Here is a 24,256-nt window from a genome sequence, read left to right on the forward strand (position 1 = left end):
GTTCGAAACCAGCTTGTCCGTAATGTCGGGCTTGTCCTGCTTGCAGATTCTGGTTTCTGCAGCCCTCGCCGGATGCTTACGGGACTAAAGGCAAATACCGCGATGATCGGGAATCGCGCCCTATGGTGCTGGACGCCTCCCTGGGTTGTCTCCTGAACTTAGCCCCGCCATGGCGGGGCTTTTCTTTGCTCGCAGACGTGGTTAGGCGTCAATTTCACCATCAGGTAGCGCAACGTAAATGAGCACTGCGATGATCGTGATGAAAAATCGGAAGGCTGAATCGATGCCGTTCCAGGTGTCCGACATCCACATGCCGAACCACTCGCCCCCGATAGTCATGAACCCGACCTGCCAGACGAGGAAACCGATCGATAGGCCGGCTATCGCCCAGCTCTTGGCGCGGTTGAACGCGGCCGCTGTGTTGCGCGCGTTTGAAAGCATGAAGAAAGCGCCGATCCAGCAGAGAACCGCAGTCGCCGTCTCGGCTGCAATAATTAGAATATAGGCGGCGTGATGCAGCGCGGGATTGCTGATCGATCGATAAGCGATCGTCGCGTCGGGAAAGATCGTATCCATCAGCAAGACATGCTGGACGAACGCGAAGTTCGTCCCGTAATCCGTGATATTGCCGAAGGACACAAGTGTTGCGAACAGCGCGATGGCCGCGACGAATGAAACCTTGCTGAGGCGCATTGTCAGCATGTCAATCTCCCCTGCCGCTTAATCGCCGGCATATGCGCTCCGCCCTGATACACCCTTGTGCGGGTTTATACTCTGTCCTGATATGACGCCTCCAGAGCCTTACCGGGCGTCTTTTCTATGCAAACCTGACCAATATCTGAACGTTATACCCGAACCAGGTTCAGTGAAAGCATGCATTGTCACGGCGAGAACGCGATCGAGGTTGAGCTGGAGGATTATCACTGATGACGCCGATCAAGCGCAGCCTGCCGGCCATGCATCCCGGGCACCGCTGCCATGGCCGTACGCCTGGGCAAGTTGTGCGGCAACGGCCCCGTTCTGTGGATCAACCTTCAGAAGCGCTATGACCTGGAACGGGCTGAGCGCGAGGTGGACGTTTCAACGATACCGACGCTTGAATTGGCGGAGTGAGCATGGGGCGCGGGGCGGCGTCTCGTCCCTAAGGCGATGAGAGCCGAAGAATCTCAAATTGCGCCGCTTGCCGCGCCATTGCAAAACAGCTACCGCTCAGGCCATGAGCCGCAACAAGTTTCCGCCCAAGCCGAAATACGATCCCGATACCGGGCCGGTCTATCTCTATGGCCTGCATACGGTGCGCGCCGCGCTGGACAATCCGCACCGCGTCAAGAAGGCGCTGCTGGCGACGCCCAATGGGCTGAACCGGCTGAAGGACAGCGGCGAGATCGGCAAGGTGAAGGTCACCGAGACCAATCCCAAGGAACTCGATCGCCTGCTGGGCGGCGAGGCCGTGCATCAGGGGGTGGCGCTGGAGGTTGATCCGGTCAGCCGCTTCGGGCTCAACGATATTTCGCGGCTGAAACTGGTCGTGGTGCTGGACCAGTTGACCGACCCGCATAATGTCGGCGCCATCCTGCGCACCGCCTGCGCCTTCGGGGCCGATGCGGTGATCACCACGGCCCGGCATTCGCCGCGCGAAACCGGAGTCATGGCCAAGGCCGCCTCCGGGGCGCTGGACCTGGTGCCGATGATCGAGGTGCGCAATCTGGCCGACACGCTGGAAAAGCTCAAGGAACGCGGCATGTTAGTGCTGGGCTTTGATTCGGAAGCTGAAGCGCCGCTGCGTCCCCGCAATGACAGCGTCCCCCTTGCATTGGTGCTGGGCGCCGAGGGCAAGGGCCTGCGCCAGCGCACCCGCGAACTCTGCGACGAGATGGTGCGGCTCGACATGCCCGGCCCGATCAAATCGCTCAATGTCTCCAACGCCGCTGCCATCGCGCTGTTCGCGGCCACCGCCGGACGCGGCGCATGAGCCAGTTCGAGCCCTTCGCCATGGCCCTGCGGCTCTCCGGCGTCAGCGTGACGCAAAAAGAACTCGACGTGGCGCTCAAGCAATTGACGGTGCGCTACGAGCCGGAAGACGCCGAGAACAGCTTCTATGCCCAGGTGGATGTGCCGGTGGCCAATCCCGTCCGGGCCATTCTGGAACTGGCCGATCGTTCCGGCGCGGCCATCGCCGCCATGCTCGACGACCGCCGGATCGGCAAGGCCGTGCTCGATATCGCCTTCGATTACCCGGTGGCGGGCGAATCGATGTCGGCCCGCCTGCCCGCCCATGCGGCGGCCTCCATTGCTGCTCATGGCATCGATATCGAGATTTCCGTCTATCTCACCGATGTCGAGGACGACGAGGAATAGGCAGGCCCGCGGCGCGTAAACCATAGCGCCAGCCTTGTTTGGACGCGCGCCGCGCCCTGCGTTAAGACTTCGCTAACCATAGCGAGGCCGCCATGCGCGTACCCATTACCGGACAACCGCTTTTCGAACGCCGCATCGTGCGCGAGGGAAAGCGCATCGCCGAACGGATGCTGGACGGCTATGCGGTGACGGGCAATGGCCGCTTCGTTCCGCATTCGCTGGCGCGAGATTGGGGGCGCGGCGATGGACGACCTCGTTCTTCGACAGGCTCAGGATGAGGTCTGGCGAGAGCTCTGTTCCTGTGGCCGCAGGACCTCATGGTGAGCTTGTCGAACCATGGGTCACGCATAGCGACATTGGACTCCAAAACCGCGCTACAGGCTTTCGGCCGCACCGGGAGCCTGGGCGGTGATGATGCTGCGGCTGAACACGCCGTCATTCTTCGCGGCGAGCCGCACGACGCTATAGCCGCGCGCCTTGAGCTCATCGAGGAAGGCCGGGAGCATGTCGACGGTGCGCTGGTGGATATCGTGGAACAGGATGATGCCGCTGCCGCGCGCATCGAGGCGTTCGAGGGTGCGGGCGGCGACGATAGCGGCCGAATCCTTGTAATAATCCTTGCTGTCGATATCGACGTCGAGCACCACCATATCGCCTTGCAGCAGCGTGGTGCGCAGATAGCCGCTCTGCGACAGATAGGGAAAGCGGAAGAAGGGCGAGAGGCCCTGCCCCGAACCGGCCAGGGCGTCGGCCACCGCCGCTTCGCCCCGGGCAATCTCGTCCAAAGCCGCCTGCCGGCCGAGCGTACTGAGATCGACATGGTCATAGGTGTGGCTGCCGACGCTGTGGCCGCGCTGCGCCACCAGCCGGGCCAGCGCCGGATTGGCCCGGGCCGCCGAGCCCAGCATCAGGAAGGTGGCCTTCACCCCATGGCTGTCGAGAATATCGAGAATGGCCGGGGTCTTGCCGGCGCGCGGACCGTCATCGAAAGTCAGGATGACTTCGCCGGGCCGCAGCACGATATCGGCGGTGGCGGCGACGGCCAGGGTGCGGCCGGCCAGGGCGCCGGAGGCGAAAATCCTTTTGGGCATCGGCTGCTGCACCCTTACGCTCGCCACCTGCTGGACGCTGCCGGTCACTACACGGTCCTGAACGGCCAGCGGCCCGGAAACGGCATGATCGTTATGGCTGACCGGCTTGGCACAACCCATAAGCGCCGCCCCCAACAGACCGGCTAGAACAAAGGCACGCAGCACTTGCACGAGGACACCCACGACACTGGATCAGCGGGCTCCACAATTTGCGATTATGGTTAATAAACCCCTCGCAAAAACTTAAGAACTACTTACCGCGCAGTGATTTAGCCTTGCGGCCCAGAGTATCCAGCGCCGAGAGGAAGGCCGAGCGGTCGGCGGGACGGAAGCCGGGATTGTAGCCCTGGATCTCGCCGGTTTCACGCAGATGCTGTTTGAGATCGCGCATGGCCAGGGCCATGCCGATCGAGGCCGGCGTGAAGGGCCGGCCGGTAAAACCGAGCACGTGGCAGCCCTTGTCGATGGCGCGGCTGGCCAGGGGAATATCGGCCGTCAGCACGATATCGTTGGGCTGGGCCTGCTCGACGATCCAGTCATCGGCCGCGTCGGCACTGGCGGGCACGACAACCACCCGCACCATGGGATCGCGCGATGGCCGGATGCCGCCATTGCTGACAAAGGTGACGACGAGGCCCAGCCGCTCGGCGACACGCCGGGCCTCGTCCTTGACCGGGCAGGCATCGGCGTCGACGAAAATGACGGGATCGGCCATGATCCGGGCGGCGCTTAATACACCACCACCGAGCGGATGCTTTCGCCCGAATGCATCATGTCGAAGCCTTTATTGATGTCTTCGAGGCGCAGCGTGTGGGTGATCATCGGATCGATCTCGATCTTGCCGTCGAGATACCAGTCGACGATCTTGGGCACGTCGGTGCGGCCGCGCGCGCCGCCAAAGGCGGTGCCCATCCAGGTGCGGCCGGTGACCAGCTGGAACGGGCGAGTGGCGATTTCCTGCCCGGCTCCGGCCACGCCGATAACCACCGACTTGCCCCAGCCGCGATGGCTGGCTTCCAGCGCCTGGCGCATGACCGTGACATTGCCGGTACAATCGAAGGTGTAATCGGCGCCGCCGATCAGATCGCCGCGCCTTTTGGTCAGGTTGACGAGATAGGGAACGATATCCTCGCCGATCTCGGTGGGATTGACGAAATGGGTCATGCCGAAGCGCTCGCCCCATTCCTTCTTGCCATTGTTGAGATCGACGCCGACGATCATGTCGGCGCCGGCGAGGCGCAGGCCCTGGATGACGTTGAGGCCGATGCCGCCCAGCCCGAACACCACGGCCGTCGCGCCCACTTCCACCTTGGCGGTGTTGAGCACGGCGCCGACCCCGGTGGTGACCCCGCAGCCGACATAGCAGACCTTGTCGAAGGCAGCGGCTTCATCGATCCGGGCGACGGCGATTTCGGGCAGCACCGTGTAATTCGAGAAGGTCGAGCAGCCCATATAGTGGAAGATCGGCTTGCCCTCGAAGGAGAAGCGCGACGTGCCGTCCGGCATGAGCCCCTGCCCCTGGGTGGCGCGGATGGCGGTGCACAGATTGGTCTTGCCGGAGCGGCAGGAATAGCATTCGCGGCATTCGGGCGTGTAGAGCGGAATGACGTGATCGCCCTTTTTGAGCGAGGTGACGCCCGGCCCGACATCGACGACAATGCCGGCGCCTTCATGGCCGAGAATGGCCGGGAAAATGCCCTCGGGATCTGCCCCCGACAGGGTGAAATCGTCGGTGTGGCAAATGCCCGTCGCCTTGATTTCGATAAGGACTTCGCCGGCCTTGGGGCCTTCCAGATCGACTTCGACGATTTCGAGCGGCTTTCCGGCTGCGAAAGCGACGGCGGCGCGGGTCTTCATGGCATGCACTCCAAAACTGATTCTGCGGGAACGTGACATGCCCACGGTGGGGGAGCAACCATCAGCTATTGTCCCCGGCGATCGGTCGCGCCTCTTCACCCCTCCCTTGGGGGAGAGGGAGCGCAGGAGCCGATAGGCCGGAATCCCCGGATCGTCACCCTCGCGCTTGACGCGAGGGCTCTTGCGGCAAAATCCATATACGAAGAACCCTCGCGTCAAGCGCGAGGGTGACGAGCGGTGGTTTGGGCCGAGAGGGGCACAGGAGCCGCTAGGCCGGGGGTTTCAAACCGCCCGGCTCTACCCCGCAATGGCGCCCGGCCCCGGCGTGGCGCCGGGGGGCACCTTGCCCATGATGATCATGCCCAGCACTTCGTCCTTGGTGACGTCGCTGGTCCTGGCCTGGCCGACGACCTGGCCGTTCTTCATCACCACCACACGGTCGGCGAGGTCGAAGACGTCATGGATGTCGTGGCTGATGAGGAAGATGCCGATGCCATCGGATTTGAGCTGTTTGATCAATTCGCCGACCTGCGCGGTTTCCTGCGGCCCCAGAGCGGCGGTCGGCTCGTCCATGATCAGGATGCGGGCATTGAACAGGATCGCCCGGGCAATGGCCACCGATTGCCGCTGGCCGCCCGACAGCGCCTTTACCGGCTCCTTGAAGCGGCGGAAATTGGGATTGAGCCGCCCCATCACTTCCCGCGCCTTGGATTCCATGGCCGCATCGTCGAGCGTGCCCAATGGGGTAATGATCTCGCGCCCGAGGAACAGATTGGCCGCGGCATCGACATTATCGGCAACGGCGAGCTGCTGATAGATGGTCTCGATACCATAGGCCTTGGCGTCGCGCGGATTGTTGATCGTCGCGGCCTCGCCATTGATGCGGATTTCGCCCGCATCGCGGCGATAGGCGCCGGAGAGAATCTTGATCAGCGTCGACTTGCCGGCGCCATTATGGCCGAGCAGGCCCACGACCTCGCCGCCATGCAGGCTGATGGAGGCATGATCGACCGCGCGGATGCCGCCGAAGGAGATGGAGATATCGGTCATTTCGACCATTGGCGTTCTTGTGTCCAACATGAGCGCGACTCCTAATTCTTGTTCCGGCGGTACAGCGTGTCCAGCCACACCGCGAAGACCAGAACGGCACCGACGACAATCGACTGCAAGGGGCTGTCCATGCCCATCAGCACCATGCCCGATTGCAGCGATTGCATGACCAGCGCGCCCAGCAGCGCCCCGGCGACCGTGCCGACGCCGCCGGCCAGCGAGGTGCCGCCGATGACCGCCGCCGCGATGACATAGAGCTCGTCCAGAGTCCCCAGCGCATTGGTCGCCGCATTGAGGCGGGCGGAGGCGATGGCGGCGGCGATGGCGCAGAGCGCGCCCATCAGCATGAAGATCTTGACCGTCACCCAGCGGGTATTGATGCCGGCCAGCTCGGCCGCTTCCGGATTGCCGCCCATGGCATAGACATAGCGGCCGAAACGGGTGCGGGTGGTCAGGAAGGTCATGGCCGCGCCGACGCCCAGCGCGATCAGCACCGGAATGGCGATGCCATGGGCGATGAACAGCCCGCCTTCGGGCACCGCGATGTCGTTCGCGGCGGCGAAATTCTCGGCGATGCGCACCGGCCAGGGATAGGCATTGACCACGGCGACCGCGCCGATGGCGGCACCGCAGCCGATCACCGCCAGGGTGATTTCGGCCCAGACCGGACGCTGGGGGAAATTGAAACGGCGGCGCTGGCGGCGGCCGAGATAGAGCCCGATAATGATGGCGGCGCAGGCGATGACGGCCACGACCCAGCTCCACATAGCGCCGATGGCGCCGAACGGGCCGCCGCCCATGAGCTGGAACTTGGTGTCCATCGGGGCGACCGTGCGGCCGGCGGTGACCCACCAGGCGGCGCCGCGCCAGACCAGATAGCCGCCCAGGGTGACGATGAAGGCCGGCACCTTGAGATAGGCGATGATCGAGCCCTGCAACGCGCCGATCAGGACGCCGACGCCGATGCCGGTGGCGAGCGAGAGCACCCAGATCATCGGATGGCCAAGCCCCAGGCCGAACTGCACCGGCAGGATCTGCGTCTGCATGACGCCCATAACCATGCCGACCAGGCCCAGAATGGAGCCAACCGACAGGTCGATATTGCGGGTGACGATGACCAGCACCATGCCGGTGACCATGACCGCCACCGAGGCGGTCTGCACCGACAGGTTCCACAGGTTTCGCGGCGTGAGGAACAGGCCGCCGGAGAAAATATTGAACCCCACCCAGATAATGGCCAGCGCGCCGATCATGCCGAGGAGACGGGTATCGACCTCGGTGGCGCTCAGGAATCGCTGCAGGGGATTTTGCGCAAAGCTGCTCGGATGCGCGGGGGTCGTCATGGCGTGCTGCTCTGCCATCGAAATCTCCCGAAAAAAACGACGCGCCGCAGAAACAGAGCGCGGTCCGATTCAGAAATGCCGCGGCGCGAACGCCGCGGCACCTCAAACCAGTCTATATGGTTTCAGTCCGAAGCGGCATAGGGTCCGAAGACTGCCAATGCCGCCCCGCCATTTACTTTCGCCTCGCTTGCGGAAAGCCGTTTCCGGCCTTGCCGCGCGCTGGATTAGTCACACGCGGCGACCGAGCCGGCAGCAACGCCCTGGCAAACCACGTCCTTGGACACCCAGCCGGCGTCGATGACGACGTTGAGATTGTCCTGGGTGACGGCGACAGGGGCGATGAAGAAGGCGTTCATCTCCACGCCCTTCGGGCCGCCGGCGAAGGGCACCACGCCGGTGACTTCGTCGAGCGCCTTGCCGCCAGCCAGTTCGAGGGCCACTTCAGCGGCCTTCTTGCCCAGTTCGCGAGCGTCCTTCCACACCGACACGGTCTGCGTGCCGAGCGCGATGCGGTTGAGGGCGGCGTGGTCGCCGTCCTGGCCCGAGACCGGCACGGAACCGGCCAGGCCCTGCGCCGCCAGCGCCGCGATGGCGCCGCCGGCAGTGCCGTCATTGGAGGCGACGACAGCGTCGACTTCGTTGTTGTTGGCGGTCAGGAACTGCTCCATGTTGCTCTGTGCAACTTCCGGATTCCAGTTCTCGGTATAGGCTTCGCCGACATTCTTGATGGTGCCGGCATCGATGCCGGCCTGGAGCACTTCCATCTGGCCTTCGAACAGGAAGTCGGCGTTCGGATCGGCCGAATTGCCCTTGATGAAGACGAAATTGCCTTCCGAAACCACGGCGGCAACGCCAGCGGCCTGCAGACGCCCGACTTCCTTGTTGTCGAAGGTCAGGTAGAAGACATCGGGATTTTCGATCAGGCGGTCATAGCCGACCACCGGAATACCCTCGGCAACGGCGGCGGCCACGGCCGGACCGACGGCGTCGCTGTCCTGCGACAGGACGATGATGGCATCGGCGCCCTGGCTGATCAGGCTTTCGATGTCGGTGAGCTGCTTGGACGCGGACGACTGCGCGTCAGCGGAGATATATTGTGCGCCGGCGGCATCGAGCACAGCCTTGATGGCGCCTTCGTCGGTCTTCCAGCGCTCTTCCTGGAAATTGTTCCAGGAGACGCCGACAACCACCTGATCCTGCGCGATCGCCGACCCGAACAGCACGGTCGAGGCAAGCAGCACAGCTGCGAACTTGTTCATAAATCTGTCCTCCCATGGGGCAGTACATTGCCCGAAAAGCAAGCTGGACGGCCGCCTTGCAGGCTGCCTCCCCCTTGCGCCCTGAGCTTTATTTTATTGCTCGAAAAAAGCTCTCGCATAGCGCTTGCGGACATGTCAACATCAATTTCGGAATCCAAATTCTGGCGGCTGCAGCTTGCCGGGCAGTGATGTTCAGATGGATGGCCGGGGTTCAGGGAGTAGGCGGTTGACCCGATCCGTCAGCGATAGCGACAGCGTCCGGCGGCAGAACCGGGGCTTGATCCTGGGAGCGCTGCGCGCCAGCGGGCCGCAATCGCGCACGGCGCTGGCCAGCCTGACCGGACTCAGCCATGCCAGCGTCACCGCCATCATGCAGGACCTGCTGGCCCAGGGGCTGGTGCAGGAGCTGAGCGCCGTCGAGCGAAGCGACGCCCGCAGCCGTGGGCGGCCGGCGACGCTGGTGGGTTTCCAGCGTTGCGCCGCCTATGTCGCCTTGTTCGAGATCGACGTGAACCGGGCGCGGCTATCGCTGGTGGATTATGCCGGCATCTTGGTCGACCGGATGGAAAGCGCCATCACCCCGACCACCTTCCGGGGCGCGCGGCCCGAGGATTTCCTCGCCGAGAAGCTGGCGGAAATGTCGGCGCGCACGCCCCAGGCATCGGGGACGCTGCGCCGCATCGCCATTTCGGTGCAGGGCATTCTGGATCGCGATGGCGGAGGCGTCAAATGGTCGCCGATCCCGGGCCTGGCCGGCGCCCCCTTCGCGGCCATTCTCGAAAGCCGCATCGGATTGCCGGTCAGCCTGCACAAGCGCGGACGCCTGCTGGCCGAGGGCGCCCGCTGGCTCGAAGCAAGCCTGCTGGACGCCAGCGTCGCCACGGTTTTCGTGGGCTCGACCGTCGCCATGGGCCTCAGCCTGCATGGCCAGATCATGGGACGCGGCGACGACGGCGCTACCGAATTCGGCCATATGAACCACATCCCCAACGGCGCGCTCTGCCGCTGCGGCATGCGTGGCTGCATCGAGGCCTATGCCGCCGATTACGGCGTGCTGCGCACCGCCTATTCGGTTCCCGAAACCGCCTCCCCTGCCCTCGCGGTTCCGGCGCAGCAATATGAATCGCTGGTGCAGCGCGCCGAAATGGGCGAGCGCACCGCTACCCATGGCTTCAACCTGGCGGGCCGCGCCATCGGCTATGGCCTCGCCCGCATGCTGGCCATGTTCGATCCCTCCCATATCCTGATCGTCGGACCGGGGGCGCGGGCGCTCGGCCTGATGCGGCCGGAAATCGAAAGCGCCCTGAACGCCTCGCTGGTGTGCAAGATCAACGGCATGCCCAGCATCATGGCGCATCTGGACGAGAAAGAACCGATTTTCCGCGGCCTGATGATGAAGACGCTGAGCAATATCGACCAGGTCGAATTCGCCGCCCTGACCGCCGCCGAGCGCGCCCGCGGTTAGTGCAATATACCTGCCGTCCTAGAATTTCAGCCAGTCGTGCAATTGGTCGGCCAGGGCCGCCGGTTCCCATTCGGCGCCATGCAGCACGAATTCGGGATTGCCGGGCACTTCGAAGGGCGAATCGATGCCGGTGAAATTCCTGATCTCGCCGGCCCGCGCCTTTTTGTAGAGGCCCTTGGGATCGCGCGCCTCGCACACCTCGAGCGGCGTATCGACATAGATTTCGCTGAAGTCGATATCGCCGGCGATCTCGCGGGCCAGCCGCCGCTCCTTCTCGAAGGGCGAGATGAACGAGACGAGCACCACCAGGCCGGCATCGGCCATCAGCCGCGCGACCTCCGCCACGCGGCGGATATTTTCGACCCGCGCCGCCTCGGTGAAGCCCAGATCCTTGTTGAGCCCGTGGCGCACATTGTCGCCATCGAGAATATAGGCGTGGCGCCCTTCGGCGGTCAGCCGCTTTTCCAGCAGATTGGCGATGGAGGACTTGCCCGAGCCCGACAGGCCGGTGAACCAGACGATGCGCGGCGTCTGGCCTTTCGAGCGGGCCCGGACCTCGCGGTTCACGTCGAAATTCTGATAGGTCAGATTCTGGGCGCGGCGCAGGCCGAATTCGATGGTCCCGGCCCCCAGCGTGGCATTGGACAGCCGGTCGATGAGAATGAAGCCGCCGGTCAGCGCATTGGCCGCATAGGCATCGAAGGCAATCGGCTTGTCGGTGGCAATGGTCACCGTGGCGACCTCGTTGAGATCGAGCTTGGTCGCCGCACTCTGTTCCAGGCTATTGATATTGGTGCGGAACTTGAGGTCGGTGATCGTCGCCGGCACGATCTGCGAGCCGAGCTTGAGCAGGTAGGACCGGCCCGGAAACGCCGCCTCCTCGTTCATCCAGATCAGCCGCGCCTGCACCTGGTTGGAATATTCCGGCGTCTCGCCGGGCCGCGCCAGCACATCGCCGCGCGACACATCCACCTCGCGGTCCAGCACCAGGGTCACCGCCTGCCCGGCAATGGCGTGCCCGAGATCGCCGTCCATGGTGACGATCTTCTTCACTACGGCCGGCTGGCGCGAGGAGGCGATCAGCACTTCGTCGCCGACCGTTATGCTGCCGGCGGCGACGGTGCCGGAAAAGCCGCGAAAATCGAGATTGGGGCGGTTCACCCGTTGCACCGGAAAGCGGAATTTCCGCGCCGTGCGATCCTCGGCGACGTCGATGGCTTCGAGATAGGGCATCAGGGCCGGGCCCTTGTGCCATTGCGTATCGGGACTGGGGGCGAGGATATTGTCGCCGCGCAGGGCCGAGACCGGCACCGCCGCCAGCGTCTTGAAACCCAGCGGCTCGGCAAAGGCGCGATATTCGGCCTCGATCCGCTCGAACACCGCATGATCGTAATCGACCAGGTCGATCTTGTTGACCACCAGCACCACATGTTTCACCCCGATCAGCGACAGGATGAAGGAATGCCGCCGCGTCTGCGTGAGAACGCCCTTGCGCGCGTCGACCAGCACCAGGGCCAGATCGGCATTGGAGGCGCCAGTGGCCATGTTGCGGGTATATTGCTCGTGGCCCGGCGTATCGGCGACGATGAATTTGCGCCTCTCGGTCGAGAAGAACCGATAGGCGACGTCGATGGTGATCCCCTGCTCCCGCTCGGCGACGAGGCCATCGACCAGCAAGGAGAAATCCACACCCTCATCGCCCACCGGACGATTATGGCTCTCGCGCCTCAGGCTGGCCAATTGGTCGTCGAGAATGAGCTGGCTGTCATAGAGCAGCCGGCCGATCAGGGTGGATTTGCCGTCATCGACGGAGCCGCAGGTAAGAAACCGCAGCAGCGATTTGCCGGTCTGACCGGCGAGCCAGAAATCGAGGTCATTATCCGCAATGGCGCTGGCGAGGGTCATGGTCAGAAATACCCTTCCTGCTTTTTCTTTTCCATCGAGCCGGCAGAATCGCTGTCGATCAGCCGCCCTTCCCGCTCGGAAGCGCGACTGGCCTGCATTTCCATGATGATCGCGGGCAGGTCGGTGGCGGGTGAGCGGATGGCCCCGGTCAGCGGATAGCAGCCCAGCGTGCGGAACCGCACCACTTCCTCGCCCGGGTTCTCGCCCGGCGCCAGCGGCAGCCTGTCGTCATCCACCATGATCAGCGTGCCGCCCCGCTCGACCACCGGACGCGGCCGGGCGAAATAAAGCGGCACGATAGGAATGTTTTCCGAATAGATATAGGTCCACACATCCAGCTCGGTCCAGTTCGAGATCGGGAACACCCGCATGCTCTCGCCCGGATTGAGCCTGGTATTGAAGGTGCGCCACAGCTCCGGCCGCTGGTTCTTGGGGTCCCAGGCATGGCGGGCATTGCGATGGGAAAACACCCGCTCCTTGGCGCGCGACTTTTCCTCGTCCCGCCGCGCCCCGCCGATGGCCGCATCATATTGCCCGGCATTGAGCGCCTGCCGCAGGGGCCGCGGTCTTCATGATGTCGGTATAGCGCGACGACCCGTGATCGAACGGATTGATCCCGTCCCGCACCCCATCCTGGTTGGTATGGGTGATGAGTTCGAACCCGTATTCGGCAGCGATCTTGTCGCGAAAGGCGATCATTTCGCGGAATTTGAAAGTGGTGTCCACATGCAGCAGCGGGAACGGGATGCGGCTGGGAAAGAACGCCTTGCGCGCCAGATGCAGCAGGACGCTCGAATCCTTGCCGATCGAATACATCATCACCGGCCGCTCGAAGCTCGCCGCAACCTCGCGGAGGATTTCTATGCTTTCGGCTTCCAGCGCCTGCAAATGCGTCAATCGGTTCTGCGTCACGGTTCTCGCCCCGGTCGGGCCACGCCGCCGGCATGGCATTCAGGCGTCGTAAATACCGCCTCGCCGCCTCCCGATTCAAGCCTGAAAGCGCTGGAAATGCTGGGGTTACAATGGCTTGGAGCAAATTAGTGCGGCATTGCATCCGCAGATGTGAAAGGCCTCCAAACCACGATACGCAAGGTGATTGCCGGATGCGCCGATGGCCGCCTGGAGAGAATAAAAGTTCCGCGCCCCCATCGCCACGGATCGACTTGCCGGTCAAGGCAAGTCGATGCTAAAGGCCATGGCGAGGCCGGTATAGCTCAGTTGGTAGAGCACCTGATTTGTAATCAGGGGGTCGCGGGTTCGAACCCTGCTGCCGGCACCAGAAAATCCCGTGAAATTTTCAGGCGCGTTTTCTCGTAGGCGGCCGCTTGGCGCGGTTTTCGCGGATGAAGATGATAAAGCCCGAGGCGATGATGATGGTCGCGCCGATAAGGGTCATCGGGCGGGGAAGATCGCCGAAGAACAGATAGCCAAGCACGATCGCCCAGGGCAGCAAGGTATATTGCAGCGGCGCGACGATGGCCGCATCGGCCAGTTTGACGGCGCGATTGACGCAGATATGGGCCAGCATGGCAACGACGCCCAGCGTTCCGAGAAGAACGAAATCGCCGGCCGTGGGCGTGACCCAGCCAAAGGGGGTCAGAATCAGTCCGGCGACCAATGCGCCCCCGATCTGGAAGAACACCAGCACCGTGTCGGGCGTGCCGCGCAGGGTGCGGCCGGTGATGACCATCAGCGCGAAGGCCAGCGTACCGACCACCGAAACCAGGATGGCGAGCGGATTGACTTCGCCCGAGGGCGCCAGGGCGATCAATACGCCGATAAAGCCGATGGCTATGGCGGCCCAGCGGATGGCGCCGACTTTTTCCCGCAAGAGGAAGGGCGAGAGCGCCGCGACATAGATGGGCGCGGCCAGCCAATAAGTCATGACATCGGCCAGCGGCAGGTAATAGACCGCCCAGTAGAAGCAGAAGACCTCGGCGGTGGAAAACACCACGCGGGCGAATTGCAGCCATGGACGCTCGGCGGAAAAGATCGGGCCGATGCCGGATTTCACCAGGAAAGGCAGCAGGATGACCAGCGCCACGGCAGAGCGCAGCAGCAGGACCTGGCCGACCGAATAGGAGGCGACCAGATATTTGCCCACCGCGTCATTGACCGCGAACAGGAACATGCCGGCCAGCATGACCAGCACTCCCAGCCGGGCGGGCGACATGGCGGAAAGGCCGGAGCCGGTATTGACGCTGGACATCAGATTTCTCCGCCGGCATTCGGCGCGCCGCACCAGGCAGTCTCATCCCCGCCGACGATGGAGATGGCATCGGTCGCCACCATCGGCCCCAGGCCCAGCAACATGATCAGGTCTCTCCTTCATGGGCGCGATCGACAAGCTGAACACGCCAAATATTTCAGGGTTTTCAGGCGCATATTGCGGCGCCGCAAGTGAGTTTTCTGGACAATCGCTTAAATGATGGCTTATGTCCAACCAGGTTTCCGCCGACATTCTGCGAGGGGTCTAAGACGCCGTGGAAGGCACTCCCTTTCCAATCCTGCCTGGCCATGCGCGCTATGCGGCCCGCCCGGAAGACCCGTGCTCAAAGTGGCGGCGCTCCGGCACAGGCCCGCTCCGGCCAGCGTCAATATCGCCTATGCACTCATGGCCCGCGAACGTCCCGGCCCCCGCGCCAATAGGGCGAATCCGAAAGGCTGATTGTTGATGAAAGTGCTGATCACGGGCGCCGCCGGCATGGTGGGCCGCAAGCTGACCGCCGCCCTTCTCGCCAATGGAGCGTTGAGCGGAAAACCCATCGAAGCGATCGAACTGGTCGATGTCATCGCTCCCGAAACGCCGCAGGAACAGGACATCGCCGTCACCGCCCGCGCCGTCGATATCGCCGACCCGGCAGCGGCGTCCGGCCTGATCGCGAATCGTCCCGACGTCATTTTCCATCTGGCGGCCATCGTTTCGGGTGAGGCCGAACTCGATTTCGAGAAGGGCTATGCCATCAATCTCGATGGCACGCGGTTCCTCTATGAGGCGATCCGGCTGGCCGGCAGGCAGGAAGCCTATTGCCCGCGTTTCGTCTTCACCTCCTCGATTGCTGTGTTCGGCGCGCCGTTTCCTGAAAAGATCGGCGATGAATTCTTCTCGACGCCGCGCACCAGCTATGGAACGCAAAAGGCGATCGGGGAATTGCTGCTCTCGGATTATTCGCGGCGCGGCTTCCTGGATGGAATCGGCATTCGCCTGCCCACGATCTGCATCCGTCCGGGCAAGCCCAACAAGGCGGCGTCGGGGTTCTTTTCCTCGATCCTGCGCGAACCGCTCATCGGGCTCGAAGCGGTGCTGCCGGTCGATGAGAATGTGCGCCATTGGCATGCCAGCCCGCGCGCGGCGGCGGGATTCCTGCTGCATGCGGCGCAAATGGACACGGCGAGCCTCGGCGTCCGGCGCAACCTCAACATGCCGGGACTATCCGCCACGGCCGGAGAGCAGATCGAGGCGTTGCGGCGGGTCGCGGGCGACAAGGCCGTATCGCTGATCCGGCGCGAGCCGGACGCCATGACGATTGAAATGGTCGCTGGCTGGGCCGGGGATTTCGACGCCTCGCGCGCCAGGGCGCTGGGCTTTGCGGCGGAAAGCTCGTTTGACGAGATTATCCGGATTCATATCGAAGACGAGCTTGGTGGGGAGTTGCCTGAATGAGCGGCAAGATTGCAATCGTAACGGGCGCGGGATCGGGCATTGGCAAATCCATCGCCAGGGCGCTGCACGGCGAAGGCTATAAAGTGGCCCTGTTCGGGCGGCGGAAGCCGGTGCTCGACGAGCTGGCGCAGACGCTCGATGCCAGCGGCAATACCGCCATCGCGCTGCCGGTCGATATCGGCGACCGCGTGGGGGTCGAGGCGGCCTTCGCCGCGGTGACGGCCCGATGGGGGCGGCTGGACCTTCTGGTCAACAATGCCGGCATTGCCGGGCCGTCGGCCTCCCTTGAGGAGGTGACGGGCGAACAATGGTCGGAAGTGGTGGCGACCAATCTTTCGGGCGCGTTCTATTGCACCCAGTTCGCCTTCGCCCAGATGAAGCGGCAGACGCCGCAGGGCGGGCGCATCATCAATAACGGCTCGGTCTCGGCCACCACCCCGCGGCCGCGCTCGGCCCCCTATGTGGCGACCAAGCATGCGATCACCGGGTTGACCAAGGCGACCTCGCTCGACGGGCGGGCCTATAATATCGCCGCCGGCCAGATCGATATCGGCAATGCTTCCACCGACATGACGCAGACCATTTCAAGCGGCGTGCTGCAAGCCGATGGCCGGATCGCCGCCGAGCCGACCATGAATGTCGAGGACGTGGCCAGGGCGGTTCTCTATATGGCCGGCCTGCCGCTTCAGGCCAATGTGCTGAACATGACGGTGATGGCGACGGCCATGCCGTTCGTAGGCCGGGGATAGCGCCCGCCGGCAGACGGCGAGAAAATTGCCAGGCGCTTCTCGAAGGTTCAGGATGAACCCGCCGCTACCGACAAGATCGCCGAATTCGAAGCTCGAATCCGGTAAATTCCAACGCTGAACGCCGCCATTGCCGGAGATCATGCAACCGCTCCTTTCCCAGTTCCACACGATCGTCGGCCCCCGCCATGTCCTGGTGGGCGACCGGCGGACGCGCCATTTCCGCAAAGGCTATCGTTTCGGCGAGGGCAAGGTCCTGGCCGTGGTGCGGCCGGGCACGCTGCTGGAACAATGGCGCGTGCTCGAGGCCTGCATCCAGGCCGACGTCATCGTCATCTGCCAGGCGGCCAATACCGGGCTCACCGGCGGCTCGACGCCCGATGGCGACGGCTATGACCGCCCCATCGTCATCATCAGCACGCTGCGCCTCGACCGTGTCGACCTCATCGATGAGGGCAAACAGGTGCTTTGCCTGCCCGGCGCGACGCTCGACAAGCTGGAAAAACGGCTCCGCCCGCTGGGCCGGGAGCCGCATTCGGTCATCGGCTCATCCTGCATCGGCGCGTCGGTGATCGGCGGCGTCTGCAACAATTCCGGCGGCTCGCTGATCCGGCGCGGGCCCGCTTATACGCAATTGGCCCTCTTTGCCCAGGTCGATGAAGCGGGGCGGCTGCACCTGGTCAATCACCTGGGCGTCGAACTCGGCGCCGATCCGGAAACCATCCTGGCCCGTCTCGACCGCGGCGATTACAGTGCTGCCGATATTCGCGACGACGGCAATCAATGGGCCTCGGATCGCGGCTATCACGACCATGTCCGCGACGTGGATGCGCCGACGCCCGCGCGCTTCAATGCCGATCCGCGCCGCCATTACGAAGCCTCCGGCTCGGCCGGCAAAGTGGCGGTTTTCGCATTGCGCCTCGATACGTTCGAGGCGGACAAGGACGTTGCGGTCTTCTATATCGGCAGCAATGATCCCGCCGACCTGGCCATGGTGCGGCGCGATATCCTGTCCGGTTTCGCCAATATGCCGATAGCCGGCGAATATATGCATCGCGGCGCTTACGACCTGTCCCAGCGCTACGGCAAAGACCTGTTTCTGTTCGTCAAGCATCTGGGCACCGACCATGTTCCGAAGGCCTATGCGATCAAGAGCTGGTTCGACGGCTTGACCGAGAAATTCGGCCTGGGCGGCCACGTCACCGACAGAGTGCTGCAAGCCGTGGTGAGGCTGCTGCCCGAGCATCTGCCGGATCGGCTCAACGATTATCGTGACCGCTATGCGCACCATCTCATGCTGAGAATGGGCGGCGAAGGCGTCGCCGAAGCCCGCGCCTATCTCGAAAAGCATTTCCCCACCGCCACCGGCGCTTTCTTCGAATGCACGGAGGAGGAGGGCAAATGCGCCTATCTCAACCGCTTCGCCGTGGGCGGCTCCGTGGTCCGCTATCGCGATGTCCATCTGGACGAAGTGGAAGACATCGTGGCGCTCGATATCGCCTTGCCGCGCAATACCGTCGATTGGTTCGAGACCCTGCCGGCCGAGATCGAGCGGCATTTCGTGCGCAAGATGTATTGCGGACATTTCTTCTGCCACGTCCTGCATCAGGAATATCTGGTCCGGCGCGGCAGCGACCTGCACGCCGTGGAAGCCGAAATGCTGGCGCTTCTCGATGCGCGCGGCGCCGAATATCCGGCCGAGCACAATGTGGGACATCTCTACCGCGCCAAGCCGGCGCTGGAGCAATTCTACCGCCAGCTCGACCCCACCAACACGTTCAATCCCGGCATCGGCAAGACGGCCCGCAAAAAGCATTGGATGGCCTGACGGGGGTACAGGAAATTCCCGGCCCGCTGGCCGGCGCCGCCGGTCGTCTATCGTAGGATGGACGCCCGCGAGAGCGGCATGCTAGTCAGACGACGGTTCTCAGGAGGCCGCCCGGTTGGCAGATTCCCGAATTTGCTTTGTGACGAATGATACCCCGGCGGCCGACGAAGCGGCGGACCGCCTGCGCGCCCGCTATGGCACCTGCGCCATTGAAGATGCCGATATCGTCGTCGCCCTTGGCGGTGACGGGCTCATGTTGCAGACCCTGCACCAGGTCATGGACAGCAACATCCCCACCTATGGCATGAATTTCGGCTCTGTCGGCTTCATGATGAACGATTTCAGCGAGGATGCGCTGGATGAACGCCTCGCGGCGGCCCAACGGACGCATATCTATCCGCTATCGATGACCGTCCTCGACGCTAGCGGGGAAACGCGCGCGGCGCTGGCCATCAATGAGGTCTCGCTGTTCCGCTCCACCTACCAAGCGGCCAAGCTGCAGATTATCGTCGATGGCGAAGTGCGGCTGGAGGAATTGATCTGCGACGGCGCGCTCCTGTCGACCCCGGCCGGCTCCACCGCCTACAATCTGTCCGCGCATGGGCCGATCCTGCCGATCGAAGCGCCGCTGCTGGCGCTCACGCCGATCTCCCCGTTCCGGCCCCGGCGCTGGCGCGGCGCCATCCTGTCCAATCGCGCCGTGGTGAAATTCGTCGTCCGTGAGATCGAGAAACGCCCGGTCAGCGCCGTCGCCGACAATGTGGAATTCCAGAATATCCAGGAGGTCACGGTCAAGGAGGACCGCAGCCACCGTGCCATCCTGCTGTTCGATCCGGGCACCAGCCTGGAAGAACGGGTATTGATCGAGCAATTCCGCTTCTAGGCCGCCGGCAATTGCAGCATGCCGTCGCGCGAATCGGCGAAGGCGCGCAGCACCCCGCGCGCCGCCTGGCGGGCCAGCGCCACGTTCTGCTCGCTGAGATAGGTGAACGCCTCTTCGAGCTCGATGGGGATCTCGTCGGCGAATTCGGCCAGCAATTCCTCGGTCAGCGCCGTTACCACATAATGGCGGGCGGCAAGATCGTCGGACAGGTCGGCGGTGCGCGCATGCATGACCATGCGGACGAACAGGCGGGCGATGGCGGCATCGAGCCCGCAGCGAGCGAAGAGCGCATTGAGCGCCGCCCGGCTGCCGTTTTCGAGCAGCACGAAAACCTTCTCGCGGCTCACCTGTCCGAGCGAGGCGAGGCAGGCCGAAAAGAACATGACATGACCGGTGACCATCGCATGCAGCAGCAGGCGGGTATTGAGCTGGTCGGCGCCGACCAGGCGATCGACGAATTCCGGATCGGCGCTCGCCGTCTCGCCGATTTCCGACAAAGCCATATCGGTGCCGTCGCGCAATAGTCGCTCCAGCCGCTCCGGCGCCAGCGCGCCCTTGACGATGCGGCATTGGCGCAGGCTTTCCGCGGCGCGGTGAACCAGGACCAGCCGCGCCGGCGGCGGCAGATCGCGCCGGGCCAGCATGGCGCCGCGAAGCCGGGCATCCCCGCCCTGGGCCACGGCCAGCGATTGCAGCATGTCGGCGCCGAACGGGACATCCGGCCGACGCAGCAGCCGCAAGGTCAGGCCGGGATCGTCGCGCGCCACCAATCCGGCGGCGATCCGGCGGCTGACATTGACGCGCTGGGCGATCGCCAGCAGCGCCGATGCGTCGCCGGAGCGCACGATGGGCATGAGGTCGGCATCCACCAGCAGCGGCGAATATTGCAGCACGGCGCGGGAAATGATCGGGCTGTCGCGCAGCAAGGCCAGGATGATCGGCCGTGGCGCCTCGGCGGAATGCAGCAATCCATAGGCCAGCGCCGCCCGGACCTTGACCGACGGATCATCGAGAAAGCCGATCAGGGCCGCATAGAGAGCGGCATGCTCTTCAGCCGCGCCGCGATGTTCGAGATAGGCCAGGGCGGCGAGGTGGGCGGCGTGGCCGCGCTCATTGCTGTCGCTGGACTGTGAAAGGTCCGCAAAAGCCTGGTACCCGATCATAACGCTACTCCGCCTACGCCAGCCGACAATAAAGCGCAGAGTTTAAGGAACGGTTCACCATAAGCCCGTGCAGGCGACACTAGGGGAAAGCTCGTATATACCGGTCATATCGGTGCGGTTTGCTGGAGTGATTGACTCATGAGCGCTGTCGTCGTCCCCCTCATTCTCGCCGGCGGCCAGGGAACGCGCTTGTGGCCGATGTCACGGACGGCGCGGCCCAAGCAATTCCTGCCGCTGACCGGCCCCGTCAGCCCGTTCCAGCATACGCTTGAACGGGTGGCCGATGCCCGTTACGCGCCGGCGCTGGTCATCACCAATTCCGAATACCGCTTCATCGTCGGCGAGCAGGCGGCCGAGCTCGGCATCGGCCTGTCCGGCATCTTACTCGAACCCGTGGCGCGCAACACCGCCATGGCCATCGCCGTCGCTGCCGCCTATATCGCCCGGCATTTCGGCCCGGAAACCTTGATGCACGTCCTGCCCTCCGATCAGGACGTGACCGTCGATCAGGGCTATTGGCTGGCCGTGGACCAGGCTGTCGAAGCCGCTTCCTCCGGCCGGTTCGTGACCTTCGGCATCAGGCCGCTTCGGGTGGAAACCGGCTTCGGCCATATCAAATGCGACGCCGTCATCGGCGGGCTGGCCCGCCCGGTCGAGCATTTCGTGGAAAAGCCGGATAAGGCACGGGCCGCGCAAATGCTGGAGGAAGGCGGATATTTCTGGAATTCCGGCATGTTCATGCTGCATGCGGCACATTTCCTCGCCGAGACCGAGCGGCTGGCCCCCGATACGCACCGGGCGGCGCTGGCCTCGGCGCAGGCCGCCCGCGAGGATCTCGACTTCATTCGCCTTGAGGAAACCGCCTTCGCCACGGCGCCCGACATTTCCGTCGACTACGCCATTTTCGAGAAAACCGCTCGCGCCGCCATGGTGGCCGTGGACTTTTCCTGGACCGATCTCGGCAATTGGAACGCCGTATGGAAAAGCGGCGAGCGCGACGCTCTCGGCAACGTCACCCGGGGCCGGACCACGCTGCTCGATGTGTCCAATTCGCTGATCGTCAGCGACCACGCCCATATTGCCGTCGACGGGCTGGACGATGTGGCGGTGATCGCCACCAATGACGCCGTTTTTGTCGGTCGCCTGTCGCAGGCCCAGAGGGTGGGCGACATGGTCAAACGCCTGCGCACCGACACGGATGCGGCGACGCTGACGGAAATCCACCCGACCGCCCATCGGCCCTGGGGCGGTTATTCCTCGATCCTCAATGGCGACCGCTTCCAGGTGAAGCGGCTCTTCGTCAAGCCTGGCAAGAAGCTGAGCCTGCAAAAGCACCATCATCGAGCCGAGCACTGGATCGTGGTGCGCGGCACGGCGGAAGTTACGGTGGATGGCGCCATCACCGCCCTGACGGAAAACCAGTCCATCTACCTGCCGCTCGGCTGCGCCCATCGGCTGAGCAATCCGGGCAAGATCGATCTGGAGCTGATTGAAGTGCAGACCGGCTCCTATCTCGGCGAGGATGACATTGTCCGCATCGAAGATGAATTCGGCCGCGCCTGACACACGGCGCCGGCTTATCCCCGCCCGCCCCCGGCGGACGTACCCTCGTGGCTTCGATGACCAAGAGGGCAGCCATGAGCGATTATTTCGAAAATACACATAGCGGACTGACATCTCCCGCCTCCCGGGCGATTGCCATCGCGCCTGACGACAATGCCGATCTGAGCCTCACCACCAGGGCCATCTATATCGGCGGTGGCGGCGATCTGACGGTCACGATGCGCGATGGCGGGCAAGCGACGTTCACCGGCCTCGCAGCAGGAACGCTGCTGCCGATCCGCGTCCGCCGCGTCCTCGAAGCAAGCACCGCGACCCAGTTGGTGGGATTGGCCTGATGATCGAAATTGGCCTGGGCATCGGCGCCGCTCTGACACCCATCGCGGGCGGCGATGACCCCTTCAACTTCCGCAAGGCGCTGGCCGGGCGCTATCGCATCGGCCTGTTCGGCACCTCGCTGGCGCAATTGAACATCAGCACCATGCAGAAATTCAAGGAGGACGTGCGCGCCAAATGGGGCGATGCCGGCGCGCAATCGCAGCTCTATGGCGGCATCGGCGGCAGCTATGACAATGTGTATCAGGGCTGGCATCGCCAATATTTCGGCGGCGCGGGCACCATCCGGCTGCGCGGCCGGAGCACGTCGACGCCGATCCGGGAAATCGTCTATGGCGACCAGATCGACCTGTTCTGGTCCCGCGAAATCGACGCCGAAGGCTTCACCGTCACCATTGACGGGATAAGCCATCCGGTCGGTGAGGGCGGCGCCCAGGCCTATGGCATGCTGGCGCGCTTTGCGGTCGATCCGGGACCGCACGAATTGATCATCACGCCCCCGGCCAGCGGCTATTGCTATATCGAGCGCCGCCTGTCCCGTCGCGTTGCGGCGCTGGGCGTCGAAGTCGAGGATTTCACCCTCGGCGGCTCGACGCTGCGCGATGCGGTGACGCTGCGCAGCAAGACCGGCAATCTGGTCGATGGCATTGCCATTGCCGGCGACAACGGCATCGACGCGCTGCATGGCATTCCCGAGCTCGATCTGGCCGTCATCACCTATACGGTCAACGATGCCGGCACGCAGGCTTCCGCTGACGGCTGGGTGCGCCGCGGCGGTTTCGCCACGGCCCTGGCCAAGCTGCTCGACGGTTTTCGCGCCGCCGGCATCCCGGTGATCTATGCCATCGAAATGGCCGGCCACCACATCATGCCCAACGATGCCGGCAATGCCAATTTCCACACGGCCTATAATCGGCTGAAAGCCGATATTCTGGCGCAGGCCGGCGATGGCGTCTTCGTGCTGGACTGGGATGGCGCCAACCGCCAGGACGCGGACATTGCCGCCTATGCCGCCGCCTACTATCCGGGCGCCAGCAATCTGAATATCGCGGCCGGCACCTATTCCGGCGACTTCATCCATCCCAATGCTGCCGGCTACAGGGCATTGGACGATCTACTATCCGCCCAGGCCGGCATGCCGATCCCCCATGACAGCAATATCAGCCGGCGGGCGGCGGCGCGCTATCGCTCCTTCCCGCGGGAATTGCGGGGCGACCACACGGTGACCGTCGATGCCGTCGCCAAGAACTTGACCGCCATGGCGTCGAGCGCGCAACCGCTGGTCCCAACGCTGATCGAGGGCTCCCGCCTCGCCCCGGTCTTCATCGACGACACGGCGAGCACCATTGTCGGGGCGACGGCCATTCGCAGCGATATCGCCGCATCGCCCAATGCGGATGCCTTCGGCAAATATGTGGACCTGTCATCCTTTGGCGTCTGGGGCTTCGCCACCGGGCAAAACTACTGGCTGACCTTCAAGATGAATGGCAATGGCAATATCCGCGCCAATGGCTTCGGCATCAGGATCTGTCTGGATGGCCGGCCCATGCCGTTCACCGACCCGGCCAATGGCCGAACCAGCATATCCTGGCAGGCCGGCACTGCCGGCATCGATGAGCCGATCCTGGTGGCGGTGCAATTGCAGACCAGTGCCGAGGGCCAGACGCTAAATCTGAGCGGCAGGGCCTATGACCTCGCCATCACCCGTTCCGACTTCCCGCTCCTGCTGGCCGCCTGAACGCCATCTT

22 protein-coding genes, 1 tRNA gene and 1 pseudogene are annotated in these 24,256 nt (G+C 63.9%); 13 read left to right on the plus strand and 11 right to left on the minus strand.

All coding sequences use genetic code 11. The features are described from left to right. Nucleotides 1–201: 201 nt before the first annotated feature. Entirely contained in the window at nucleotides 202–702 is a 501-nt protein-coding gene (locus tag O9Z70_RS08520; protein WP_286018395.1) for a DUF2165 family protein, read from the minus strand. 276 nt (nucleotides 703–978) lie between these two features. Here O9Z70_RS08520 and O9Z70_RS08525 point away from each other — a divergent pair, with 276 nt between their 5' ends. The 4 genes from O9Z70_RS08525 (at nucleotide 979) to O9Z70_RS08540 (ending at nucleotide 2,636) form a co-directional block, all read left to right on the plus strand. After that, a complete protein-coding gene (locus tag O9Z70_RS08525) occupies nucleotides 979–1,113 on the plus strand; it encodes a helix-turn-helix transcriptional regulator (protein ID WP_286018396.1) in 135 nt (44 codons plus the stop codon). A 103-nt stretch (nucleotides 1,114–1,216) separates the two neighbouring features. Then, entirely contained in the window at nucleotides 1,217–1,972 is a 756-nt protein-coding gene (gene rlmB, locus O9Z70_RS08530) for a 23S rRNA (guanosine(2251)-2'-O)-methyltransferase RlmB (RefSeq protein ID WP_286018397.1), read from the plus strand. Further along, the gene (locus tag O9Z70_RS08535) at nucleotides 1,969–2,358 is read left to right on the plus strand and encodes a hypothetical protein (protein WP_286018398.1); all 390 of its coding nucleotides are present in this window, start codon (nucleotides 1,969–1,971) and stop codon (nucleotides 2,356–2,358) included. The genes rlmB and O9Z70_RS08535 overlap by 4 nt, the downstream gene beginning before the upstream one ends. 92 nt (nucleotides 2,359–2,450) lie before the next feature. Beyond that, a complete protein-coding gene (locus O9Z70_RS08540) occupies nucleotides 2,451–2,636 on the plus strand; it encodes a hypothetical protein (protein ID WP_286018399.1) in 186 nt (61 codons plus the stop codon). A gap of 96 nt (nucleotides 2,637–2,732) precedes the next feature. On the opposite strand, the gene O9Z70_RS08545 is transcribed toward O9Z70_RS08540, so the two are convergent. The 6 genes from O9Z70_RS08545 to xylF form a co-directional block, all read right to left on the minus strand. After that, nucleotides 2,733–3,620: a polysaccharide deacetylase family protein gene (locus O9Z70_RS08545; RefSeq protein ID WP_286018400.1), complete on the minus strand. Its 888-nt coding sequence runs from the start codon at nucleotides 3,618–3,620 to the stop codon at nucleotides 2,733–2,735. 79 nt (nucleotides 3,621–3,699) lie between these two features. Then, nucleotides 3,700–4,164, minus strand: coding sequence for a YaiI/YqxD family protein (locus O9Z70_RS08550; RefSeq protein WP_286018401.1), 465 nt, complete (start codon nucleotides 4,162–4,164; stop codon nucleotides 3,700–3,702). A 14-nt stretch (nucleotides 4,165–4,178) separates the two neighbouring features. After that, the gene (locus O9Z70_RS08555) at nucleotides 4,179–5,306 is read right to left on the minus strand and encodes an S-(hydroxymethyl)glutathione dehydrogenase/class III alcohol dehydrogenase (RefSeq protein WP_286018402.1); all 1,128 of its coding nucleotides are present in this window, start codon (nucleotides 5,304–5,306) and stop codon (nucleotides 4,179–4,181) included. A 297-nt stretch (nucleotides 5,307–5,603) separates the two neighbouring features. Next, nucleotides 5,604–6,386: an ATP-binding cassette domain-containing protein gene (locus O9Z70_RS08560; RefSeq protein ID WP_286018403.1), complete on the minus strand. Its 783-nt coding sequence runs from the start codon at nucleotides 6,384–6,386 to the stop codon at nucleotides 5,604–5,606. Nucleotides 6,387–6,397: 11 nt separating this feature from the next. Continuing rightward, a complete protein-coding gene (locus O9Z70_RS08565) occupies nucleotides 6,398–7,699 on the minus strand; it encodes a sugar ABC transporter permease (RefSeq protein WP_286021981.1) in 1,302 nt (433 codons plus the stop codon). Nucleotides 7,700–7,923: 224 nt separating this feature from the next. Beyond that, nucleotides 7,924–8,958 (minus strand): D-xylose ABC transporter substrate-binding protein, encoded by a 1,035-nt coding sequence (gene xylF / locus O9Z70_RS08570; protein ID WP_286018404.1) that lies wholly within the window; start codon nucleotides 8,956–8,958, stop codon nucleotides 7,924–7,926. Nucleotides 8,959–9,184: 226 nt separating this feature from the next. Here xylF and O9Z70_RS08575 point away from each other — a divergent pair, with 226 nt between their 5' ends. Continuing rightward, nucleotides 9,185–10,423, plus strand: coding sequence for an ROK family transcriptional regulator (locus O9Z70_RS08575; protein ID WP_286018405.1), 1,239 nt, complete (start codon nucleotides 9,185–9,187; stop codon nucleotides 10,421–10,423). An 18-nt stretch (nucleotides 10,424–10,441) separates the two neighbouring features. Here the strand turns inward: O9Z70_RS08575 and cysN are convergent, their stop codons facing one another. Both cysN and cysD read right to left on the minus strand, forming a co-directional pair. Next, a complete protein-coding gene (gene cysN / locus O9Z70_RS08580; protein WP_286018406.1) occupies nucleotides 10,442–12,328 on the minus strand; it encodes a sulfate adenylyltransferase subunit CysN in 1,887 nt (628 codons plus the stop codon). 2 nt (nucleotides 12,329–12,330) lie between these two features. After that, a pseudogene (gene cysD, locus O9Z70_RS08585) lies at nucleotides 12,331–13,279 on the minus strand (sulfate adenylyltransferase subunit CysD). A 252-nt stretch (nucleotides 13,280–13,531) separates the two neighbouring features. On the opposite strand from cysD, the gene O9Z70_RS08590 reads away from it, so the two are divergent. After that, nucleotides 13,532–13,607: transfer RNA gene (locus tag O9Z70_RS08590), tRNA-Thr, on the plus strand. Nucleotides 13,608–13,625: 18 nt separating this feature from the next. Here the strand turns inward: O9Z70_RS08590 and O9Z70_RS08595 are convergent. After that, nucleotides 13,626–14,537, minus strand: coding sequence for a DMT family transporter (locus tag O9Z70_RS08595; RefSeq protein WP_286018407.1), 912 nt, complete (start codon nucleotides 14,535–14,537; stop codon nucleotides 13,626–13,628). A gap of 465 nt (nucleotides 14,538–15,002) precedes the next feature. Here O9Z70_RS08595 and denD point away from each other — a divergent pair, with 465 nt between their 5' ends. The 4 genes from denD to O9Z70_RS08615 all read left to right on the plus strand — a co-directional run bounded on the left by denD (nucleotide 15,003) and on the right by O9Z70_RS08615 (nucleotide 19,449). Further along, on the plus strand, nucleotides 15,003–15,992 hold the full coding sequence (gene denD / locus O9Z70_RS08600; RefSeq protein WP_286018408.1) for a D-erythronate dehydrogenase: 990 nt from the start codon (nucleotides 15,003–15,005) through the stop codon (nucleotides 15,990–15,992). Continuing rightward, nucleotides 15,989–16,741, plus strand: a complete 753-nt coding sequence (locus O9Z70_RS08605; protein WP_286018409.1) for an SDR family oxidoreductase — start codon at nucleotides 15,989–15,991, stop codon at nucleotides 16,739–16,741. The genes denD and O9Z70_RS08605 overlap by 4 nt, the downstream gene beginning before the upstream one ends. A 139-nt stretch (nucleotides 16,742–16,880) precedes the next feature. Beyond that, a complete protein-coding gene (dld, locus tag O9Z70_RS08610; protein WP_286018410.1) occupies nucleotides 16,881–18,566 on the plus strand; it encodes a D-lactate dehydrogenase in 1,686 nt (561 codons plus the stop codon). Between the two features lie 139 nt (nucleotides 18,567–18,705). Next, nucleotides 18,706–19,449 carry an NAD kinase gene (locus O9Z70_RS08615; protein ID WP_502870117.1) on the plus strand — a complete coding sequence of 248 codons (744 nt, stop codon included), beginning with the start codon at nucleotides 18,706–18,708 and terminating at the stop codon, nucleotides 19,447–19,449. Here O9Z70_RS08615 and O9Z70_RS08620 read toward each other — a convergent pair. Next, entirely contained in the window at nucleotides 19,446–20,612 is a 1,167-nt protein-coding gene (locus O9Z70_RS08620; RefSeq protein ID WP_286018412.1) for a DUF2336 domain-containing protein, read from the minus strand. The genes O9Z70_RS08615 and O9Z70_RS08620 overlap by 4 nt on opposite strands. Before the next feature lie 138 nt (nucleotides 20,613–20,750). On the opposite strand from O9Z70_RS08620, the gene O9Z70_RS08625 reads away from it, so the two are divergent. The 3 genes from O9Z70_RS08625 (at nucleotide 20,751) to O9Z70_RS08635 (ending at nucleotide 24,246) form a co-directional block, all read left to right on the plus strand. Continuing rightward, entirely contained in the window at nucleotides 20,751–22,175 is a 1,425-nt protein-coding gene (locus O9Z70_RS08625; protein ID WP_286018413.1) for a mannose-1-phosphate guanylyltransferase/mannose-6-phosphate isomerase, read from the plus strand. Between the two features lie 74 nt (nucleotides 22,176–22,249). Beyond that, nucleotides 22,250–22,510, plus strand: a complete 261-nt coding sequence (locus O9Z70_RS08630; protein WP_286018414.1) for a spike base protein, RCAP_Rcc01079 family — start codon at nucleotides 22,250–22,252, stop codon at nucleotides 22,508–22,510. Then, nucleotides 22,510–24,246 (plus strand): SGNH/GDSL hydrolase family protein, encoded by a 1,737-nt coding sequence (locus O9Z70_RS08635; RefSeq protein ID WP_286018415.1) that lies wholly within the window; start codon nucleotides 22,510–22,512, stop codon nucleotides 24,244–24,246. The genes O9Z70_RS08630 and O9Z70_RS08635 overlap by 1 nt, the downstream gene beginning before the upstream one ends. Nucleotides 24,247–24,256 lie beyond the last annotated feature (10 nt).

Source organism: Devosia sp. YIM 151766 (genome assembly GCF_030285925.1).
Classification (GTDB): Bacteria; Pseudomonadota; Alphaproteobacteria; order Rhizobiales; family Devosiaceae; genus Devosia.

Bases quoted from the DNA above. Each gene is read 5' to 3' on its own strand.
- O9Z70_RS08520 (WP_286018395.1), bottom strand. From the start codon at position 702: ATGCTGACAATGCGCCTCAGCAAGGTTTCATTCGTCGCGGCCATCGCG.
- O9Z70_RS08525 (WP_286018396.1), top strand. From the start codon at position 979: ATGGCCGTACGCCTGGGCAAGTTGTGCGGCAACGGCCCCGTTCTGTGG.
- rlmB (WP_286018397.1), top strand. From the start codon at position 1,217: ATGAGCCGCAACAAGTTTCCGCCCAAGCCGAAATACGATCCCGATACC.
- O9Z70_RS08535 (WP_286018398.1), top strand. From the start codon at position 1,969: ATGAGCCAGTTCGAGCCCTTCGCCATGGCCCTGCGGCTCTCCGGCGTC.
- O9Z70_RS08540 (WP_286018399.1), top strand. From the start codon at position 2,451: ATGCGCGTACCCATTACCGGACAACCGCTTTTCGAACGCCGCATCGTG.
- O9Z70_RS08550 (WP_286018401.1), bottom strand. From the start codon at position 4,164: ATGGCCGATCCCGTCATTTTCGTCGACGCCGATGCCTGCCCGGTCAAG.
- O9Z70_RS08555 (WP_286018402.1), bottom strand. From the start codon at position 5,306: ATGAAGACCCGCGCCGCCGTCGCTTTCGCAGCCGGAAAGCCGCTCGAA.
- O9Z70_RS08560 (WP_286018403.1), bottom strand. From the start codon at position 6,386: ATGTTGGACACAAGAACGCCAATGGTCGAAATGACCGATATCTCCATC.
- O9Z70_RS08565 (WP_286021981.1), bottom strand. From the start codon at position 7,699: ATGACGACCCCCGCGCATCCGAGCAGCTTTGCGCAAAATCCCCTGCAG.
- xylF (WP_286018404.1), bottom strand. From the start codon at position 8,958: ATGAACAAGTTCGCAGCTGTGCTGCTTGCCTCGACCGTGCTGTTCGGG.
- cysN (WP_286018406.1), bottom strand. From the start codon at position 12,328: ATGACCCTCGCCAGCGCCATTGCGGATAATGACCTCGATTTCTGGCTC.
- O9Z70_RS08595 (WP_286018407.1), bottom strand. From the start codon at position 14,537: ATGTCCAGCGTCAATACCGGCTCCGGCCTTTCCGCCATGTCGCCCGCC.
- denD (WP_286018408.1), top strand. From the start codon at position 15,003: ATGAAAGTGCTGATCACGGGCGCCGCCGGCATGGTGGGCCGCAAGCTG.
- O9Z70_RS08605 (WP_286018409.1), top strand. From the start codon at position 15,989: ATGAGCGGCAAGATTGCAATCGTAACGGGCGCGGGATCGGGCATTGGC.
- dld (WP_286018410.1), top strand. From the start codon at position 16,881: ATGCAACCGCTCCTTTCCCAGTTCCACACGATCGTCGGCCCCCGCCAT.
- O9Z70_RS08620 (WP_286018412.1), bottom strand. From the start codon at position 20,612: ATGATCGGGTACCAGGCTTTTGCGGACCTTTCACAGTCCAGCGACAGC.
- O9Z70_RS08625 (WP_286018413.1), top strand. From the start codon at position 20,751: ATGAGCGCTGTCGTCGTCCCCCTCATTCTCGCCGGCGGCCAGGGAACG.
- O9Z70_RS08630 (WP_286018414.1), top strand. From the start codon at position 22,250: ATGAGCGATTATTTCGAAAATACACATAGCGGACTGACATCTCCCGCC.
- O9Z70_RS08635 (WP_286018415.1), top strand. From the start codon at position 22,510: ATGATCGAAATTGGCCTGGGCATCGGCGCCGCTCTGACACCCATCGCG.